The organism is Pseudomonas sp. GL_090 (genome assembly GCF_057837765.1).
The window spans coordinates 143,441-163,421 of sequence record NZ_CM174452.1 but is presented as its reverse complement, the minus strand read 5'-3'; the positions used below and the strand labels follow the sequence as shown (position 1 = coordinate 163,421).

Below are 19,981 nucleotides of genomic sequence, written 5' to 3'. Positions count from 1 at the left end.
CACCACATGCTGCTCACCCGAATTCGAACGAATATACGTAAGGCATCAATGAAAAACGCCGCGATCAAATGTTCGCGGCGTCGGACTTCATACGAATGACATTGGCGGCGCTGGCAGAGCCATCGAGCCAAAAGGACAAGTCTGAGTATTGCTTGAACAGATCCGGCGGCAGGATGGTGCGCCGGGCCTGTACCGCAATTTTGGGTCTGACCTTGTGCAGGCCGGTCACCCCGAGGGCTTGATCGAATTCCGGGGCGTCGTACGCCAGGTGTTCGAAGTCGTGCTCGAACCAGGGCTCGTCAATAAAGTCGTAGACCAGCCGCAGCACTCGCTCCGGAGCCTGGGTCAGCAAGTCATAGTCGATGATCAGCAAGGAGTCGGCATGTTCGCCGTAATAGGCTTCCTTGAGCGCCGCCCACGCAAAACCCACCAGGCGATTGCGCTGGGCCAGGGTTTCGCAACGGCTGTAGACAGTGTTGCGCTCGACGGCATCGCCGAAGAGCTTGGTGTTTTCATAGGGATTGGCGCGGTAAAGCCGCTCGATGCTGTCCATGATCCAGGCGACGTTGCGCACACAGGCAATCACCTTGGCCTTGGGAAACAGATCGTTGATGGCCGGCAGCCGGGCGCTCCAAAGGCGGTTGGTGTCGAACACCACCGATTTGTCGGCTTTGTCGGCGTAGAAGGAATCAAACAGGCCGTGCAAGAGGCGGCGGCGCATGTCGGTGTCGATCACCGCGCCGAACTCGCTGCCAGCGCTGCACTGCTCCAGAACACCGGAAAACAGGGAACCCACCGGGCTGGTCATTCCGGCATGGAAACGCGGGTTCTGCAACAGGATTGCAGAAAGCAGGGTCGAGCCCGAGCGTGGCAAACCGGAAATGAAATGAAAATGGTGCAAGTCCCTTCACCGTTTTTGATAGTCCTTTGTAGGACAAAGCGTAGTCGATCGATGAAACCTCGACTAGTGGTGTTTTGATATCAATTTGAAGCTAAACCGACTTGATACCGAGCTTTGCGCAACCATTGAAGGACGTTAACGACAACAGCCTTGGGGAGCGCGTCCATCGGATAAATACCGCCTCGCCACAACTCTCAAAATCTACGTCTACGCTGTGGCGTGGCGTGACCAAGCCACGTAAAGGAACAGGAGTCGACACCCCAGGTGTCTGGCAGCCGCGTGGCGCGCCAACCACCAACCTGAAGGATGAGGATTCATGGAAGTATTTATCGGCACTATCCAGCCTTTCGCCTTTGATTTCGCCCCCCAGAACTGGGCCCTTTGCAATGGCCAGACCTTGAGCATTTCGCAATGGAGTGCGTTGTTCTCGCTGATTGGCGTGAACTACGGCGGCGACGGCCAGACCACCTTCATGCTACCCAACCTGCAAGGTCGATTACCGATGGCCCAAGGCACGGGCAGCAATCTCAGCACGCGCACCATTGGCGAGATTTCCGGTACCGAAAACGTCACCGCAACCATCGGCAACATGCCCAACCACACCCACCTGTTGTCCGGACTTACCGCCACCACCACCCTGCAGCTGGCCAGCCCGGCGAGCAATCCGGTGAACGTGCCAACGGCAACCAACTCGTTCATCGGCGCTTCGAGCGGCGGACCGGGGACGGCGAATATCTACTCCGATCAGCAAGGAGCATCGGCGGTGGCGCTCAAGGGCGTGAGCACCACCGTCACCGGAGAGATTGCCTCCACGGGCGGAGCCCAGCCCATGAGCGTGATGAACCCGTTCCTGGTCATCAACTTCAGCATCGCCCTGCAAGGGTATTTTCCATCTCGCGGCTGAAGATTCGCCGGGGACCGCGCGCCCCGGCATTGTTCAATTTTCTGGAGCCTGATCATGTTGCAAGCGGTTCAAAGCCATCATTTCCAGGCCCTGCTGGGCCAGACCGTCGCCCTCCGCCTGCCCGACGGCAGTGAATTGCCGATGCAGATCGAACACCTTGAAGACTCACCCCGCGCCCGCATGCGCAACAGTGAGCGCATGCCATTCAGTGTCGAGCTCAACAGCCTGGTCCCGACCGATTTTGTGGACGGTCTATGCATGCTGCAATTGCCGGAACTGGGTGAAGTGGAAAACATTTTCGTTTCCCGGGTGCCTTCGATGGGACGTGATCCGCGGCGAGGCTACTTCTACATCGCCTTCAACTGACCATTATCTGGCTCGCAGTGCCTTCAGCCTTGCGGATACCACACCAGCCGTTGTGCCGCGACGTTGTACTCCTGCACTGCAAAGCCCAGGGCCAGGTAATGCGCAAGCGCATGGGGATTGCTGGCCCAGACCACCGTCGCCACCGGGCAACGAATCTGTTGGGCGGCTTTCTGCACCCCCTGCAATACCGCCCGCCCGTATCCCTGCCCCCGCGCCGCAGGGATGAAGGCCAGATACAGCACGCGGATCTCGTTCGGCCCGAAATCAGTGCTCAATGCGCCGATCGCAGTGCCGAGCTTCTCAACCACGTAATGCATGGCATTGGGGAAGTTTTCCCCCAGTCCTTGCTCCTGCACCTGGAACTGCTGGGCCACAATCTGCTCGACCACTTCCATGCTGTCGTCGATCCATTGCAGGTCCGGTCGGGCCGATTGATACAGGCGCTGCAAGAAAGGACCATCACTGGCTAGCGAAGGCCGTACCACCAAACCTTCGGCTGCCACAGTACTGCTGTTCGCCATCGTCGCTCTCCTTAAAAGCCGCTTTCCCTGACCCCCAGCGCCGCCATGCGTCGCCAGGCGACCCCCAATAACGACTCGCCGCGGCCCTGCAAAACTACCACGCCACGCAACGGCTGCACCGGCGTTGGCGCCGGTTCGAGGGTGCTCAACCGCGCGCCGTACTGCGCCTGTACTGGCTCGGCTCGCTGATGCTGATCGCGACGCACGGCAATCGGTCCGTGGTGATCGGAGGTCAGTGCCTCCTGATCGACAAACGCCACACCGTTGGTGTCGATTTCGCTCAGTTGCACCGCAATCGCCGGATGCATCGGATCATCGGCGATAAACCGTCCGGTGGCGCCCGGTGCCACGCGCCAGAGCTCTGCCTCGGCCAGATAGCCGCGCAAGCGCACGCCGTCCTCGACCACCCTGGCCAGCGGCTCCCGGGTCGACAGCCAGCGCCCCACCGTCCATTGCGGCAGCAGATCACGCACGGTGCCGGCATGGGGGGCACGCAATAGCAAGCGCTCGCGCTGAGCCGCCAGCCCGCGGTATTCGGCGACCGCTTCGGCCAGCCGCTGCTCGACGATTGCAGCATCGGAAGCCGTTTCGCTGCGACTGGCCTGGCGACGCATTTGCAACTGCTGGATCTCGATTTCCCGGCGCGCAATGGCCTGGCGCGAATCGAGATCCGGGGACTCCAGCTCGATCAGGACATCACCCTGCACCACCGTCTGCCCGTCATGCACCTTCACGGCTTTGATTCGTGCCGCCACCGGCGCATGCAGGGTGCTGACCCGGCCCGCTTCCAGCATGGCCGGCACCTCGACGGCGCTGCGCCACGGCAGGATGAGCACCGACAACAGCCCGAGCAGTACCAGGCTGCTGAGCAATACCCGCGGTCCATGCGCCTGTTCGCGGCGACCCCACCACTGGCGCCATTCACTCATGATGGGCAGAAAGATGAACCAGACCAGTTCCACCAGCATCAGGAAAATCCCCAACACCTTGAAGAACAGGTGATAGACCGCCAGAGCGATCCCGAAAAACAATGCCGCGCGCCATAACCACGAGCCATACCCCCAGATCAGCAAACGCCGTTGCATTATCGGCGACCAAGGCTCCGGCGCCGCTTCGCCGTAGCCGAACAAAAACTCGCGCAGGCGCCAGCGGCACAAGGCAAATGCCCGACCTTGCAGGTTATCGACCTGCCAGAAATCGCTGAGCAAAAAATAACCGTCAAAACGCATGAACGGGTTGAGATTGACCACCAGTGTGGTGATCCACGTGGCACTGGCAAGCATGAACGCTGCAGTGCGGGCGGGACCGTCGGGCAGCAACGACCACGCCAGCAAGGCCATGCACGCCAACAGCAACTCGGCCAGCACGCCACCAGCGCCAATCAGCAACCGGGCCTTGCGATCATTGATCCGCCAGGCATCGCTGACATCGGTATAGAACATCGGCAGCAGCACCATGAACGCCACGCCCATGCTCTGTACCCGGCACCCGGCGCGCTTGGCCATGAACGCATGACCGAACTCGTGGCAGAGTTTGGCGAAGAACAGGGCCACGGCAAATGCCAATGCACCGCCAAGGCTGAACAAATGCGGAAACGTCGCGATAAATCGCTGCCAGTCCCGCGACACCAGAAACACCCCCAGCCCCAGCACAGCGGGTAATCCGTAGCGCAGCGCTCGCGGGCCAAAGCGCTCCAGCCAGGGCCAGGCACGATTGAGAAAACGCTCGGGGCGCCACAGCGGAATACGAAAAAACAGGTACTGATGCAGCAACACTTGCCACAGGCTGCGGCGCTGGGCATCCGCTTTTAAGCTGTAACTGGCACGCTGCTGGGGATCGAGGGCGGTAATCAGGTCGTGACTGCGCAAGAAAACCAGCAACTGCTCCAGATCCGCAGCATCCAGCGCCAGCCCCGGCTCGCGATTGGCCGCTTGCAGGACCTGCTCGGGCTCCCCCAGCGACCAGTGGCGCAACAAACGCATCGCCGTCGTACCGAGCTTGAAGTAACGCCCCCGCACCGGGTCGGCCAGCGTCCAGCAGGGCGCACCGTCCAGTGCCGGCGCTGCCGGGGACAATTGCAGATCGGCACGCAGACCGGGCAGGCTCACTTACAAGCCCACGCTCTGACGCAAACCGGCCAACGGTCGACGCAGCAGGTACAACGCCAGCGGCGCCCGGTCACCATAAATTTTTGCCGTGCCGCGCAAGCCGATGCGCGGGGGGGCCGTGTCGAAATTCGCATCCAGCCGATAGGCCAATTGCCCGCCCGCCGTGGGTTGCGCTTCATAAGCTGAACGTTCGAGTCTGGCCAGATGCCGTTGCAGCGGGTCACTGTCGAGGAACAGGGCGACTTCAGCGCCGGGCTCCAGGGAAATCGCGTCCCCCACGGCCAGCTCGATACGCAATTGCGCCTGGGTCGGATCGGCGATTTCCATCAGTCGCTCTCCGGTCTGCACCGGTTTGCCGGTCCAGCGTTCGGCATCGGCAAATACCGCAATGCCATCGCGCTCGGCGCGCACTTCGCTGCGTTTGAGCAGTTCACGGGCGTAGTCGCGCTCGGCGCGTTTCTGTTCGACCCGTGCGGCCAGCAAATCCAGTTTCGAACTGGACTCGGCATCGGCGAACGAACGCTGGGAGTTGGCCTTGAGCTCCGCCTCGGCAACTCCGAGGGCGCGATCGGCGACATCGGCCTGAGCCTTGAGCGTGGTGCTTTCGAAGCGCAGCAGCAACTCGCCGGCCTTCACCGTCTGGTTGGGTTTGACCAGGAACTCGGCAATCACACCGTCCAGCGGCGCCGCCACGACCCGACCGCCCAGCGGCACCACTTCGGCCGGTGCCAGTACGGACTGGCGCACCGGGATCAACAGCCCGAGCAACAGCAACGCGACCAGCAACGCCTGGCGTTTGCGGGTCCAGCGCAGACGCCATGGCTTGCGTGGCTGCAATGCCTGCCAGGCGTGGCTGTAGGTATCGCCCAGTTGCGCCAGCAGAACTTGTTCGGCAGGGTTCCACCTAACGTCCCTGGCCAGCCACAACCCGCCGAACACCTCGCCCTGGCGATCGATCAGCGGCAACCAGAACACCTGCGCAGCCGACAGGCTTTGCCATTCAGCCTGCAACGACTCGCTAAGGACATCGGCGGCAATGACCCGCGCCTGCTGCAATTGTTCGCGCTTGAACAGCTGCACCACCGCCTGCTCGACGAACGCTACAAAGGGTGAATTCGGCTCCACCGCGCTGACACCCGTCACGGCCTGCACCTTCCCGGCGATCAACAGTGCCGCATGGCGAAAGCCAAACAGTGCCTGGCCATCATTGACCAGGCTGTAGGCTAATTGGGCGGGCGTTTGGGCTGCGCGGGTCTGGCGCTCAAGGTCGAGAAAGCGTGCGAATACTTGCTCGGCGCCGCCGCTCACCGGCGCGTTCACTTGAACTCCGCGAAATGTGCCGTGCCGCTCATGCCCGCCAGCAGCCCGCTGGCATCGGGCACGCTGGCCACCAGCAGCAAGGTCTGGCTGCCTTCATCGATTCGCGCGCCCAGGCGTTTGACTGTCACATCCAGCGGCTTGCCGGTTTCATCGGGGACAAAACTGAAGGTCTGGCCGGGCTTGAGTCGCGCCATCCAGCGCGAGGGCACCAGCAGATGGATTTCCAGGGTGCGGTTATCGACCACGTCCAGCAAGGGTGCGCCGGCAGGTACGCTTTCATAGCGCTGTACCTTGCGCTCGACGACCTGGCCATCGAACGGTGCCAGCACGCTGCAACGCTTGACCTGCACTTGATACACCTGAGACTGCGCCTGGGTTTCGCTGACCTTGGCCTCGGCACGTGCCACTTCGAAACGCCCGACAGAATGCAGCGCGGCCAGTTGCCGGTTGTGCGCCAATTCTTCACCCGCGCCACGGCTGGCCGCTTGCGCGGCATTGAGCTGCGCCTGATAGGCCGAGCAATCGAACCGCGCCAGGGTATCGCCCTTCTTGAACGATTCCCCCTCGCTGAACGGCAACTCGACAATCCGCCCAGGCACCTCACTGGCCAGTACGGCCTGATCCCGGGCCCGCAATACACCGCGAGCCTCGGTGCTGGTCGCAGCACTGGCGCCTGCATCCATTTGCGCAAGCGGATCGTCTGTCCCAGGCGTTTGCGCCTGGACAACGCTCGCGACGAGTACACATCCCAACCCCAACACACAGAAAATCCGCATGACCGTACTCCCTTCCGGATCAACGGAGTCTACGACAGCGGTGACTAGCGTCAAGCAGATGGCCATCATTGCCTGCGTATTAACGCTGCGCCGTCTCGGCCAATGGGTACACTGACTCCCAACCCCCACCCAACGCCTTGTACAACCCGACGGCCGCCAGCGACACGCCGGTCGAGCTTTCGACCCACTGCTCCTGCGTCGCCAGCAACGCGCCCTGCACGGTGAGTACGGTGACGAAATCCACCACGCCCTCGACGTACTGCTGTTGCGCGGTGTCCAGCGCAATGCGGTTCTGGCGCACGGCTTCGGCCAGGCTGTCGCGGCGCAGCTGGCTAGCGTTGTAGGCGGTCAACTGGTCGTCGATTTCATGCCAGGCGCGCAGCACGGTTTGCTGATAGGCGATAGCGGCTTCCTGTTGTTGTGCTTCGCGTAACTTGAGTACGCCACGCAAGCGGCCTGCGTCGAACAATGGCAAGCTGAACTGCGGACCGATCCCGAACGAACGCGAACCCCAGGAGCCGAAATCGCTCAGTTGCATGGCCTGGGAACCGATGTTCCCCGACAGGGTAATTCGCGGATAGAAGTCGCCCTTTGCTACACCAATGCTGGCCGTCGCTGCATGCAATCGCGCTTCGGCCTGGCGAATGTCCGGCCGGCGTTCAGCCAGTTGCGAGGGCAAGCCGATGGCGACCTGACGCGGCGTTTGTGGCACCGGTGCGTCTGTGAATAACTGCGCCGCCAATGCCTGGGGCGGTTCGCCCATCAACAGACTCAAGGCATTGATCAATTGCCACTGGCGCTGTTCCAGTGCGGGCAGGCGCGATTCGATGGCCGCCACTTGTGCGGCGGCTTCGGCGACGTCCAGGTCCGTCGCGACGCCGTCGGCCAGGCGCAACTGCGAGAGCTTCAGACTATGGCGGGCAACGTCGAGGTTCTGTTCGGTGACGAGTCGGGTGTTCTGCACGCCGCGCAGCTGAATGTAGTCCTGGGCGGTTTCGGCCAACACCGACAGCAGCACACCGCGTCGGTCGTTCTCGGCGACTTCCAGGTTGGCGTCGGCCGCTTCGGTTTCCCGCCGCACACGGCCCCAGAAATCCAGTTCCCAGGAGGCGGAAAAGCCTGCATCCCACAGGTTGAAGGCGGACTGGCCGTTGTGCCCTGACGGGTCGTTCAGGCCTTCACCACTGTTGCGGTTGCGTCCGTAACGGCCGCCGGCGGACGTGTTGGGGTAGCGGTCGGCAGTGGTGACCTGGCGCACCGCACGACTTTGCTGCAAGCGGCTACTGGCCAACTTCAGGTCGAGGTTGTCGGTCAGGGCGCGTTGGCTCAGGGCTGAAAGTTTGGGGTCGTGGAACACCTCCCACCAGCGCTCGGTCATCGTTTCGGCGATAGCCTGGCTGGTGGCTGCCCTTGATGGTTTCGACCATTCGGCAATTGGCTGTACCTCAGGCTTCTGGAAGTCCGGGCCGACGGTGCAGCCGCTGAGACTCATGACGAGCAAGGCATTGAAGGTGAGTGGCTGCCACAGGCCTCTTCGCGAGCAGGCTCGCTCCCACAATGAACTTGCGAAGGATCCAGAACTGTCAGCACTGCGCAGATCCCTTGTGGGAGCGAGCCTGCTCGCGAAGGCGCCTGACCAGCCAACACAGTCCTTCATCGCTGAGTCACCTCACCCACAGACGACACATTGCTGCCGGTTTCAATACTCGCCTCCACCGACATCCCTACCCGCAAGCGCTCGGCCAACAATTGTCCCGGCTCCAGCACAATCTTCACCGGTATCCGCTGCACCACCTTGGTGAAGTTACCGGTGGCGTTGTCCGGTTTGACCGCGGCGAACGTCACCCCGGTGGCCGGCGCAATGCTTTCGACACGACCTTTGAGTGCCGCGCCGCGCAGGCTGTCGACGCGCACCTGTACAGCCTGCCCTGGCTGTACATCCGTCAGTTGGGTCTCCTGGAAATTGGCCATCACGTAAGCCTGCGCCAGCGGCACCACCGCGAGGATTTTGCTGCCCGGGGTGACATAGGCGCCGACCCGCACCGCGCGTTCGCCGACCATGCCGTCCTGGGGCGCGACGATCCTGGTATAGGACAACTCGTAGCTGGCCATTTCCAGCTTCGCTTGCGCCCGTTTCAGGCCACCTTCGGCTGCATCGCGCTGGGCCGTGAGGATGTCCACTTGCTTGCGTTCCGCCGCCAGCACCGCCGTGGCATTGGTCAGCCGCGCGGAGGCCTGGTCGATGCGCGTTTGCGCCTGTTGTGCGTTTTGCACCGTACCGGCGCCCACCCCGGCGAGGTGGTTGTAGCGGTTCAATTCATGCTCGGCAAAGGCCACTTCCGCCTTTGCCGAAACCACCGAGGATTGCGCCTGGGCAATCACCGACGCCTGGCGCTCGAGGGTCGCCCGGGCGTTTTGCAGTTGCGCCCTGGCCACCAGCGTTTCGGCATCGGCGGCCTCGGCGGCGGCGCGTAGATCCCGGTCATCGATCAGCGCCAGCAACTGCCCGGCCTTGACCTGTTGGTTGTCCTCCACCAGCACTTGCTTGATGAACCCGGCAACGCGCGGCACGACCAGAGTGAAATCCGCCGAGACATAAGCATCGTTGGTGCTCTGTTGGGTGCGCTTGCCGAAAAGGCCGGGCATCGTCAGGTACAGCAGCACGCCGACGGCCAGCGCAGCGACCACGGCCACCGCGACTTTCTGCTTTGCTTGAGTGTTCATAAAAACCTTCTGGTATCAGTGGAGCATTCAGGTCGGTGCGCGCGGCGGAAAGATCCGCGTCGGCAGCCAGAAAATCAGCAGGATCAGGGTCACAGCGATACCGGCCATGCACAGGTAAAGATCAGAGGACGTGAGCACCACCGCTTGCTCATGCAGTCGACGAGCGAGGCTTGCGCTGTCGTGCTCGGCCAGCGGCGAATTGCCGAGTCGATCGACCAGCATGGTCGAGTGAAAATGCAGGCGTGCCGTGGTCAACGCCTCGATCACCCCAGTGGCGATGACCGCCGACAGGCCTTTGACGGTGTTGAACCAGGCCGACGCAAACGGCCCCTCCATCGGGTTGATGCTGCCGGTGGACAGCATCAGCAGCGGCAGCACCGCCATAGGCTGACCGAAAATCTGCAGCCATTGCAGCACATAGAAGTCGTCACGAATCCACGCGGACGTCAGTTGCGAACCGCCGACGCACGACAGCGCCAGCATGCTCAGGCCGATGCCCAACACCCAGCGGCAATCGACCCAGCGAAAGTTGCACAGCGCCGCCACCAATGGCAGCGCAATCAATTGCGGTAGCGCCGCCAGCAGCATGATCGGTGCGGTCTGCAACGGACGATACCCCTGGACCTGCGCCAGGTAGCTGGACGGAATGATGATCACCGCCTGCAACACCACCAGCACGCCCGCCAAGGTCAGCAGGGCGAAAGACAGGTTACGGATGCCGAGCATCTGCATCTTGAAAAACGGCATCGGCTGCGACCACTCGCCGACCAAAAACAGCACCAGCAGCAACAGCCCGCCACCGAGTAATCCACAGATCAGGCTGGACTCGAACCAATCCAGACGATTGCCCTGCAGAATGCCGATCACCAGCATGCAGATGGCGGGAAAACCCAGCAGCACGCCGCGCCAGTTGAAGGACTTGAAGCGCTCCAGGCGCAGGGGGTCCCGGGGTAAGCCATACGCCACTGCGGCCATGGCAATCAGGCACGGCGCGATGACTTGCCAGAAGGCCCATTGCCAGCCGACATACTCGGTCCACAACCCGGCCAACGGCGTGCCCAGGCCCGGGCCGAACGTCGCCGTCAGGGCATAACCGGCCAGGCCATATAACTTCACATTGGCCGGCAAAAACCGCAGGGCCACGGTCATCAGCATGGGTGGCAATGCACCGCCCGCGAGGCCTTGCAAGGTGCGCAGCAACAACAGGCTTTCGTAATTCGGGGCGAAGGGGCACAGCACACCCAGCAGGGTGAACAGGCTGATGGCCCACAAGGTGAAACGCCGCAACGAGAACGTCACCGCACACCACGGCGCGAACGCCATGGCCGCCACCGACGTCGCGGTGTAACAGGCCACCAGCCAGGTGCCTTCGTCGTAGCCGATGGCCAACGCACCACGGATGTCGGCCAGGGCGACTTTGGTCACCATCTCGTTCAGGCCCGACACCAGCACCGCGAGCAATACGCCCACCAGACCGATGATGATCCGCGGGCCGAAAACCTGTGGTGAAGCTGTCGGGCCGGTCGCGGCGACAGGCGCCGGGGCCGTGAGGGAAGTCATGTACTGCAAGCTCCGGCGTGGAAAGACCGAAGCATTCTAGGAAGTGTGATGCCTGACGAAAATCAACTTATTGGCAGGTTATAAGTGCGCTAGACGCAACAATACAAAACCCCTGCCCCTTGTAGGAGCGAGCCTGCTCGCGATAAACCCGAGAACGCCGCGGGGAACCTGCCAACCAGCGTTATCGTTGGCGACCATCGCGAGCAGGCTCGCTCCCACAGGAGTTCAGCGGTGACTTTCAGGTTGTGCAGCCAGCCACGTCTCATCGCAACACGTCTTGAGCGTTTCACGCAGCCAGCGGTGGGCCGGATCCTTGTCGAAACGCGGATGCCAGGCCTGGGTCAACATCAACGTCGGCAACGGGATCGGCAGGTCGAACGAGCGCAGCTTCAGTCCGAGCCGTCGCACACTCAGCAAGGCTTCCTTGGGCACCGGCAGAATCAGGTCGGAATCGGGCAAGGCGAACATCGCCGCATGAAAGCTCGGCGCGATCACCGCCACCCGCCGCTCCAACCCCAAGGCATTGAGCGCGGTATCGATCGGCCCCCGGGCAATGCCACGCCGGGACATGCTGATATGCGAGAACCCTGCGTAACGCTCCGCCGTGATTTCATCGTCCAGCAGCGGGTGATCCTCACGCACCAGGCCGACAAAGTGTGTGGAAAACAGGTTCTGGACTTTCACTTCCGGCGTCAGCGGCCGGGTGTTACTGATGCTCAGATCGATCCGCCCTTCGCGCAACGCCTCATCATCACCATCGCCTTCCGGGACGAAACGCAATTCACAGTGCGGCGCCTGACGGTCAAGGGTGTCGAACAGCTTGCCGCCGTAGACGCCGACAAAGAAGTCGTTGGCCCGAATACTGAACCGCCGCCGCAGCGAGCTCAGCTCCACCGCATCGGCCGAACGAAACAGCAACCCGGCCTGCTCCACCACACTGCGCACCTGCTCGCGCAATTCCAGCGCCTTGGGGGTCGGCACCAGGCCACGGCCGGCGCGCACCAGGATCGGATCGCCAATGGCTTCGCGGATGCGCGTCAACGTCCGGCTCATGGCCGCCGGACTCAGGTTCATCCGCCGCGCGGCGCCCACCACACTGCCCTCATCGAGCAAGGCGTCGAGGGCGACCAACAGGTTCATGTCGGGGAATTGCATCGCATGCACTCATATCTGATCAAGATTGATTCAAGCGCAATGCTACCGCAGCATCCCCCACCTTTTCACCGTCACCCGCTCCAACGAATCAAACACCAGATTCTCCACCAGCAACCCAATCAAAATCACCACCGCCAACCCTGCAAACACCTTGTCGGTGTACAGCTCATTGCGATTCTGAAAAATGTACCACCCCAGCCCGCCCTTCCCGCTGGTCGCACCAAACACCAGCTCAGCCGCAATCAACGTCCGCCAGGCAAACGCCCAGCCGATTTTCAGCCCCGCGAGGATCGACGGCAGTGCTGCCGGGATCAGGATGAACAGCACAAAGCGCATGCCCTTGAGGCCATAGTTGCGCCCGGCCATGCGCAGGGTTTCCGAGACGCCGAGGAAGCCGGCGTAGGTGTTCAGTGCCAGTGCCCAGAGCACCGAATGCACCAGCACGAAAATCAGACTGTTCTGGCCCAGTCCAAACCACAGCAGCGCCAACGGCAGCAGGGCGATGGCCGGCAAGGGGTTGAACATCGAAGTCAGGGTGCTGAGCAGATCACGACCGAACTGCGTCGACACTGCCAGTGTGGTCAGGGCAAACGCCAGGACGATGCCAATCAGGTAACCCTTGAGCAACACCACCAAAGAAATCCATACCTTGCCCAGCAATTCACCACTGAGCAGACCGTCATAGAGCGCATGTGCGGTTTGCACAAAGCTCGGCAGCAGCAGGTCGTTGTTCTGATAGCGGGCAACGGCTTCCCACAGCACTGCGAGCAAAATCAGAATCAGGGTTTTGCGCAGCCAACCTTGCTGCCACAGTCGTTGGCCGAGGGGTAATCCCCGCTCCAGCGGCACACTGGTCAGCGGCTGCAAAACCGTTTCGAACTCTTCACGCGGGGATGATAAATGGCTCATCGGGCCCTCCTCTCTACTGGCTCAATAAGCGATGCGGATGTCGGCGAAGTCCAGTTCATGCTCGGTTTGCGGTGATTGACCTTCGTCGAACAACAGCCGGTGAATGCGTCGCGCCGATTCCTGAAACGCCACACCGCCGAGGCTGTGCAAATCGTATTGATGGCTGTGGACTTGCGCCCTCACCCGGCCCGGATGGGACGACAGCAACAGAATGCGATTGCCCACCACCAGTGCCTCTTCGATGGAGTGCGTGACGAACAGCAGCGTGAAGCGAACCTCTTCCCAGAGCAGCAACAGTTCCTCCTGCATCTTGCGTCGGGTCAGGGCATCAAGCGCGGCAAAAGGTTCGTCCATCAACAGGATTTTCGGCTGCATCGCCAGCGCCCGAGCGATGGCGACCCGTGCCTTCATGCCACCGGACAAGGTGTGCGGATAAGCATCGGCAAACGCCGCCAGGCCGACCTTGTCCAGATAGTGCAGTGCCCGCTCTTCGGCCTCCCTGCGCTTGAGGGTTTTCGAGGCCAGAAGCGGAAACATCACATTCTGCTTCACGGTTTTCCACGGCGGCAGTTGATCGAACTCCTGAAACACCACGATCCGGTCCGGCCCCGGCGCATCGACGCGCCGGCCCTGCAGACGGATCTCGCCTTCCACTGGCTGGATGAAGCCGGCGGCGGCCTTGAGCAACGTCGACTTGCCACAGCCGGACGGCCCGAGCAGGACAAAGCGGTCCGCCGGGTCGATTTCGAAACTGACTTGATGGGTCGCCCGCACCACCCGCTGCGGCGTGCGGTATTCGAGACTGACGTTATCGACCGACAGCAGCGCCTGGGCCGCCGCGATCGGTTTGCTGACCGTGTGGCCTTGCAAAGGGGCGTTCATGTCGGTCAGCTCCCCTGCAGCGGTTTGGCGTCCTGGAAGAAGTAGTCCTTCCATGAATCCGGTTTGTTTTTGATCGCTCCGACGCGGTAGAGGAACTCCGCCAGAGGGAAAGTGTTTTTCGGCGTGACGCTGAATTCGAATTGCGGGTTGTCGATGATTTTCAGCAACGCGGCGCGGTCGATTTTGGCCTTGGTAACACGGATGTAGGTGTCGGCTGCCGCGCCCTTGTCGTTCTGTGCGAATTGCGCCGCTTCGGTCAGCGCCTCAATGAATGCCTTGTAGGTTTTCGGGTTCTCATTGCGGAATTTCTCGGTGGCGAACAGCACCGTCGGCGAGTTCGGACCGAGCAGGTCAAAGGTGTTCAGCACCACGTGCACGTTGGGATTGGCCAGTTCCTGATCCTGGAACGGCGGGTTGGAAAAGTGCCCGCTCAGCTCGGTGCCGCCGGCCACCAGTGCAGCCGTGGCATCAGGATGCGGGACGGCAATGGTGTACTTGTCGAGGCGATTGAAGTCCTTGTCACCCCACTGTCTGGCCGCCGCGTATTGGAGGAAGCGCGACTGCACCGACACGCCCACCGCCGGCACCGCGATGCGGTCCTTCTCGGTGAAGTCGGCGATGGTTTTGACCTTGGGGTTATTGCTCACCAGGTAGTACGGAAAGTTACCCAGGGAAGCCACGGCCTTGACGTTCTGCTTGCCGCGGGTGCGATCCCAGATGGTCAGCAGCGGGCCGACACCGGCGCCGGCAATGTCGATCGAGCCCGACAGCAACGCATCGTTGACCGCCGCGCCGCCGGAGAGCTGGGTCCAGTCGACCTTGATGTCGATCCCTTCCTGCTTGCCGTACTTTTCGATCAGGTTCTGATCGCGCACCACATTGAGCAGCAAATAAACGATGCCGAACTGTTCGGCGATGCGGATTTCACCTTCGGCGTGAGCCACGGTCGGCGCCATCAGGCTGCCGGCGATCAGGCTGAAACCCAGGCCGATGGCCGCGGCCAGCGGTGCGAATGGAAGACGTTTGGACATGATCAAATCTCCGACAGATCAGAAAGGCGCGTCGCCCTGGATGGTGGTGCGATACAGCTTGCGGCGCAGATGGCTGGGGCATCCGGCGGCGAGGTGGATCAGCGAACGGTTGTCCCAGAACACCAGGTCATGGGGCTGCCATTGATGGCGGTAGATGTTTTGCGGCAACACACTGTGGGCATACAGCTCGGTCAGTAGTTGCTGGCTCTCGTCTTCCGGCAGGCCAACGATGCGGGTGGTGAACCCTTCGCTGACGAACAACGCCTTGCGGCCGTTTTCCGGGTGGGTACGCACGACCGGGTGAACAACTTCGGCAACCTGGGCAAGCTGCTCAGGCGTCAGGGTCGGGCGCCAGTTGCCTTCGAATTTGGTCTCGCTGTAACGCGCCGTGTAGGAGTGCGCCGCCGAGCGGCCTTCCACCGCTTTGCGCAACGCGAGCGGCAGGCTGTCCCAGGCTTTGTGCAGGTCGGCGAACAAGGTGTCGCCGCCTTCTGACGGCAGCTCTTGGGCATGCAGCATCGAGCCCAGGCTCGGCAGCTCTTTATAGGAAAGATCGGAGTGCCAGAACTTCCCTGCATCGCCCAGGCCGATGTTCTGGCCATTTTCGACGATATTGGAAACGATCAGGATTTCCGGATGCCCTGCCAGCAGGAACTGCTTGAGCACATGGATCTGCAACACGCCAAAACGACGACTGAAGTCGATCTGTTGCTCAGGGGTGATGCGCTGGTCGCGGAACACCACCACGTGATGATCCAGGTGCGCGCGGTGAATGCGGGAAAAATCGTCATCATTGATCGGACGGGACAGGTCGAGACCGATGATCTCGGCGCCCACCGCTGTGCTGAACGGGCGGATTTCAAAGAATTGTGGCGCGATGCTTGGCGAAGCTGAAGCTGCAGACATAAATCACTCCCACGCACGGCACGCTCAAAGGCGCGCGCGTCGATCAGAAACTCACGGAGGTCCCGTGTTGGTTCGTGTCGTGCGGCGCGCCGATTGGTCGGCAGGTACGCAGGAGAATGACTTTATAGATATAAGAATTGAAATTTAAATACCGTTAATGAATAACGATATGGCGATTGATGAGGGACTGAGTGGGTGGCCAAGTGACATTATTTGTCACTTTCTGACAGGGTTTGGTGTTCCGGCGGACGCCATCGCGAGCAGGCTCGCTCCCACAGGGGTTCTCCGCAGGCACAAAATTGTGCTCCAGCAAAAAATCCAATGTGGGAGCTCGCTCCGGGCGGCGTTCCGACGATGAGGCCAGTAGCCCCGAAGGTGGATTACCGCTCGTGCAGCGCCTCGGCCCGCGCCCGGATGATCGGCTTGAGCAGGTAGCTCAGCACGGTCTTCTTGCCGGTGATGATGTCCACGGAAGCCACCATCCCCGGAATGATCAGCAACGGTTTTTCATCGGTACCCAAGTGGCTGCGGTCGGTTCGCAGCTTGATGATGTAGTAAGTGGTTTTTTTGTCTTCGTCGGTGATGGTGTCGGCGCCGATCTGCTCCAGCTTGGCCTTCAACCCGCCGTAGATGGTGTAGTCATAGGCGGTGAATTTCACCGTCGCTTCCTGCCCCGGATGCAGGAACGCGATATCCTGCGGGCGGATCTTCGCCTCGACCAGCAAGGTGTCGTCCAGCGGCACGATTTCCACCATGTCGCTGCCCGGCTGGATAACCCCGCCGATGGTATTGACCAGCAACTTGTTGACGATACCCCGCACTGGCGAAGTGACCAGCGTCCGGCTGACCCGGTCTTCCAGGGCCTTGCCGGTGGCCTGGGCCTTGTTCAGGTCGGTGCGCGCTTCGTTGAGTTGGGTCAGGGCTTCGCTACGGAACTTGCCGCGGGTTTCATCGACCTTGCGCTGCACTTCCTTTATTGCCGATTCGGCACGTGGAATGGCCAGGGTGGTGGCGTCGAGCTGACCACGGGTCTCGGCTTCGGCACGCCTGAGGCGCAGGACTTCCACCGGCGATACCGCGCCCTGGGCCACCAACGGCTCGGACATGCTGATTTCCTGACGCTGGAAGCCCAATTGCTGGCGATACTGCGCCTGCTTGGACGTGAATTCGCGCAGCTCTTGCTGGCGCTGGATCAGTTGCTCCTGCAAGCCGCCAATCTCATCGTGCAACTGTTGGCGACGACTGATATAGAGCGACTCTTCGCTCTTGGCCTGACCCGGTACGGCCTTGAGCACATCCTCGGGGAAGTTCAGCGGGCGATCTTCGACCTCAGCGCTCAGGCGTTCGACCCGCAGCAGCATCGACAAGCGATCGGCCTCGGTTTCACCGACGTTCGAAGCAAATCGCGTGTCGTCCAGGCGAATCAGCGGTGCGCCGGCTTCGACGATCTGGCCTTCCTTGACGAACAGCTCGGCAACGATACCGCCTTCAAGGTTCTGGATTTTCTGGATCTTCGACGACGGAATCGCCTTGCCGTCGCCCTTGGTCACTTCGTCGATTACCGCGAAGTTGGCCCAGAGCATCAGGAACACAAAGAACCCGATGATCGCCCAGATCGTCAGCCGCACCACCCGTGGCGCATCCTCGATCAGCGCCTTGTTGACCTCTGGCAGCGGCTGCCCCTGAAGCGAAGCAGAGCCTTTGAAGTAGCGAAGGATCGAACCCTTACCCGACTTAAGCAACACTGATCTGCCCCTTCTTCAACGCTTCCATCACCGCGGCTTTCGGGCCGTCGGCGAGAATCTGCCCGCGGTCGATCACGATCAATCGGTCCACCAGCGACAATAGCGATGCCCGGTGCGTTACCAGCACCATGGTCTTGTTTTCGATCACCGCTGCCAGGCGCTGCTTGAGGCGCTCTTCGCCGGTGTTATCCATGGCACTGGTCGGCTCGTCGAGCAGCAGGATCGGCGGGTTGAGCAGCAATGCACGGGCCAGGGCGACGTTTTGCCGTTGACCACCGGAGAGGTTCTGCCCGCGTTCGCCGACTTGCAGCTCATAACCCTGCGGATGCAGGCGCGCATACTCGTGGACGCCGGCCAGTTCCGCGGCTTGCAGCACCAGTTCGTCCTCTACATACCGCGCCCCGGAAACCAGGTTGTCGCGCAAGGTGCCGGCGAGCAACTGAATGTCCTGGGGCACGTAGCCGATGTTGTAGCGCAGTTCGCTGACGTCGATCTGGCGGATATCCACACCGTCGACCAACAGCGTGCCGTCATCCGGCTGGTACAACCCCACCAGCAATTTCGCCAGCGAGCTCTTGCCCGAGCCGCTTCGGCCAATGATGCCGACCTTCTCCCCGGGACTGATCGACAGGTTGATGTTCTTCAGCGCCAGGTTCTGCTGTTGCGGGTAGGTGAAGTTGAGCTGGCGGCACTCAATACCGCCCTGCAGCACCTTGCGGCTGAGCGGACGTTCTTCGAAATTGCGCTCCTGGGGCAGCTCCATCATCTGGTCGACCGAGGTCATGGTCACTCGCGCCTGCTGATAACGAGTCAGCAGCCCGGACAGTGACGCCAGCGGGCTGAGCGCACGGCCACTGAGCATGTAGCAGGCAATCAGGCCGCCCATGCTCAGGTGACCGTCGATGATCTGGTACACGCCGAAGACGATCATGATCACCCCGGCCAGTTGCTGGATCAGCAAGGTGATGTTCATCGCCAGGCCGGAGAGCATTTTCACTCGCAACTCAAGGCGACTGAGGGTGCCGATGGTCTGTTCCCACTGATACTGGCGTTCGCTTTCGGCGTTGTTGACTTTCACCGCATCGAGGCCGGCCAGGGTTTCGATCAGGCTCGACTGACGCTCGGCCCCCAATGCCATGGTCCGCTCCATGGTCGCCACCAGGGGTTTCTGCAAGGCATAGCCAATAGCCAGGGCGATCGGGAATGCCAGCACTGGTATCCACACCAGATGCCCACCAAGGATCGCGATGACAATGAAAATCAGAATCGTGAACGGCAGGTCAATCAGGCTGGTCAGCGTCAGCGAGGCGAGGAAGTCCCGCAGGCTCTGGAACTCATGGATGTTCTGGGCAAAGCTGCCGACCCGCGCCGGCCGGTACTTCATGGCCATGCCGACGATGCGTTCGAACAGTGTGGCCGAGATGATCAGGTCGGTTTTCTTGCCGGCCAGATCCAGGCACAGGCTACGCAGGCTTTTCAGGATCAGGTCGAACAGGTAGGCGCCGGTAATGCCGAGGGCAAGCACCCAGAGCGTCGCCTCGGCCTGGTTCGGCACGACGCGGTCGTAGACGTTCATCACGAACAACGGCGCGGCCATGGCAATGATGTTGATCAGAAAACTGGCGGCGATGGCGTCGGCGTACAACCAGCGCGAACGCTTGAGGGTATCGCGGAACCACGAGCGCGCACGCGGAATCAGCGTGCCGTGGTTGACGTCGAATTTGTGCTGCGGCTGGGCGAAAAAGACCTTGCCGGTGTAGTCGTCGGCCAGCAGCTCACGGCTGACCAGGGACTCACCGCCATCGCTTTCGCTGAGCAGTACCCGCACCTGGTCTTCGCCTTGCCAGCCGAGCAGGACGGCACTGCGACCGTCCTTGAGCAGCAACAATGCCGGCATGGCAATCGCTGGAATATCCTCCAGCTTGCGTTGCAGCACCCGACCTTGCAGCCCCGCGCGAGCGGCCGCGCGAGGCAGCAAGTCGACACTCAGGCGCTGCTCGGGCAGCGGCAGGCCGGTGGTGAGCATTGCCGCGCTGGCAGGCTTCTGATGCAGCATGCAAAGAGCGAGCAGACCATCCAGTAGCGGATCGTCATGCAACGCGCGCGGATCATGAATGAGTTGAACCCGACTGACTTCTGATTCCACGCTCGGCACTCTTGGCTAACAATTGAA

General features: G+C 61.6%; 17 protein-coding genes. 2 read left to right on the top strand and 15 right to left on the bottom strand.

Translation table 11 applies throughout. From position 1 onward, the window contains the following. Window positions 1-64: 64 nt before the first annotated feature. Window positions 65-901 (bottom strand): sulfotransferase family protein, encoded by an 837-nt coding sequence (locus AC3ITA_RS00715; protein WP_095946092.1) that lies wholly within the window; start codon window positions 899-901, stop codon window positions 65-67. A 316-nt stretch (window positions 902-1,217) separates the two neighbouring features. Between AC3ITA_RS00715 and AC3ITA_RS00710 the strand changes: the two genes are divergently transcribed. Next, window positions 1,218-1,805: a phage tail protein gene (locus AC3ITA_RS00710; protein ID WP_095946093.1), complete on the top strand. Its 588-nt coding sequence runs from the start codon at window positions 1,218-1,220 to the stop codon at window positions 1,803-1,805. A 54-nt stretch (window positions 1,806-1,859) separates the two neighbouring features. Continuing rightward, on the top strand, window positions 1,860-2,171 hold the full coding sequence (locus AC3ITA_RS00705) for a DUF6916 family protein (protein WP_095946094.1): 312 nt from the start codon (window positions 1,860-1,862) through the stop codon (window positions 2,169-2,171). Between the two features lie 23 nt (window positions 2,172-2,194). Here AC3ITA_RS00705 and AC3ITA_RS00700 read toward each other — a convergent pair whose 3' ends face one another. From AC3ITA_RS00700 to AC3ITA_RS00635, 14 genes are all read right to left on the bottom strand, one after another. Then, window positions 2,195-2,692 (bottom strand): GNAT family N-acetyltransferase, encoded by a 498-nt coding sequence (locus tag AC3ITA_RS00700; RefSeq protein ID WP_489279134.1) that lies wholly within the window; start codon window positions 2,690-2,692, stop codon window positions 2,195-2,197. Window positions 2,693-2,703: 11 nt separating this feature from the next. Further along, the gene (locus AC3ITA_RS00695) at window positions 2,704-4,800 is read right to left on the bottom strand and encodes an efflux RND transporter periplasmic adaptor subunit (protein ID WP_489279133.1); all 2,097 of its coding nucleotides are present in this window, start codon (window positions 4,798-4,800) and stop codon (window positions 2,704-2,706) included. Beyond that, complete coding sequence (locus AC3ITA_RS00690; protein WP_489279131.1) at window positions 4,801-6,120, bottom strand: efflux RND transporter periplasmic adaptor subunit; 1,320 nt, start codon at window positions 6,118-6,120, stop codon at window positions 4,801-4,803. After that, on the bottom strand, window positions 6,117-6,896 hold the full coding sequence (locus tag AC3ITA_RS00685) for an efflux RND transporter periplasmic adaptor subunit (RefSeq protein WP_414928730.1): 780 nt from the start codon (window positions 6,894-6,896) through the stop codon (window positions 6,117-6,119). Before AC3ITA_RS00685 ends, AC3ITA_RS00690 begins: the two co-directional genes overlap by 4 nt. 79 nt (window positions 6,897-6,975) lie before the next feature. Further along, a complete protein-coding gene (locus AC3ITA_RS00680; RefSeq protein WP_489279128.1) occupies window positions 6,976-8,553 on the bottom strand; it encodes an efflux transporter outer membrane subunit in 1,578 nt (525 codons plus the stop codon). Then, window positions 8,550-9,620 carry an HlyD family secretion protein gene (locus AC3ITA_RS00675; RefSeq protein WP_489279127.1) on the bottom strand — a complete coding sequence of 357 codons (1,071 nt, stop codon included), beginning with the start codon at window positions 9,618-9,620 and terminating at the stop codon, window positions 8,550-8,552. The genes AC3ITA_RS00680 and AC3ITA_RS00675 overlap by 4 nt, the downstream gene beginning before the upstream one ends. 27 nt (window positions 9,621-9,647) lie before the next feature. Beyond that, window positions 9,648-11,180, bottom strand: coding sequence for an MFS transporter (locus AC3ITA_RS00670; protein ID WP_489279125.1), 1,533 nt, complete (start codon window positions 11,178-11,180; stop codon window positions 9,648-9,650). A 225-nt stretch (window positions 11,181-11,405) separates the two neighbouring features. Beyond that, a complete protein-coding gene (locus tag AC3ITA_RS00665; RefSeq protein WP_095946102.1) occupies window positions 11,406-12,335 on the bottom strand; it encodes a LysR family transcriptional regulator in 930 nt (309 codons plus the stop codon). Between the two features lie 42 nt (window positions 12,336-12,377). After that, window positions 12,378-13,244 (bottom strand): ABC transporter permease, encoded by an 867-nt coding sequence (locus tag AC3ITA_RS00660; protein WP_095946103.1) that lies wholly within the window; start codon window positions 13,242-13,244, stop codon window positions 12,378-12,380. Window positions 13,245-13,265: 21 nt separating this feature from the next. Next, window positions 13,266-14,126, bottom strand: coding sequence for an ABC transporter ATP-binding protein (locus AC3ITA_RS00655; RefSeq protein ID WP_489279122.1), 861 nt, complete (start codon window positions 14,124-14,126; stop codon window positions 13,266-13,268). A gap of 5 nt (window positions 14,127-14,131) precedes the next feature. Continuing rightward, window positions 14,132-15,157 (bottom strand): ABC transporter substrate-binding protein, encoded by a 1,026-nt coding sequence (locus AC3ITA_RS00650; RefSeq protein ID WP_489279120.1) that lies wholly within the window; start codon window positions 15,155-15,157, stop codon window positions 14,132-14,134. A gap of 18 nt (window positions 15,158-15,175) precedes the next feature. Beyond that, window positions 15,176-16,063: a TauD/TfdA dioxygenase family protein gene (locus tag AC3ITA_RS00645; RefSeq protein WP_095946106.1), complete on the bottom strand. Its 888-nt coding sequence runs from the start codon at window positions 16,061-16,063 to the stop codon at window positions 15,176-15,178. A 380-nt stretch (window positions 16,064-16,443) separates the two neighbouring features. Beyond that, window positions 16,444-17,808 (bottom strand): HlyD family type I secretion periplasmic adaptor subunit, encoded by a 1,365-nt coding sequence (locus tag AC3ITA_RS00640; RefSeq protein ID WP_150674314.1) that lies wholly within the window; start codon window positions 17,806-17,808, stop codon window positions 16,444-16,446. Then, complete coding sequence (locus tag AC3ITA_RS00635; protein ID WP_150674313.1) at window positions 17,798-19,954, bottom strand: type I secretion system permease/ATPase; 2,157 nt, start codon at window positions 19,952-19,954, stop codon at window positions 17,798-17,800. Before AC3ITA_RS00635 ends, AC3ITA_RS00640 begins: the two co-directional genes overlap by 11 nt. Window positions 19,955-19,981 lie beyond the last annotated feature (27 nt).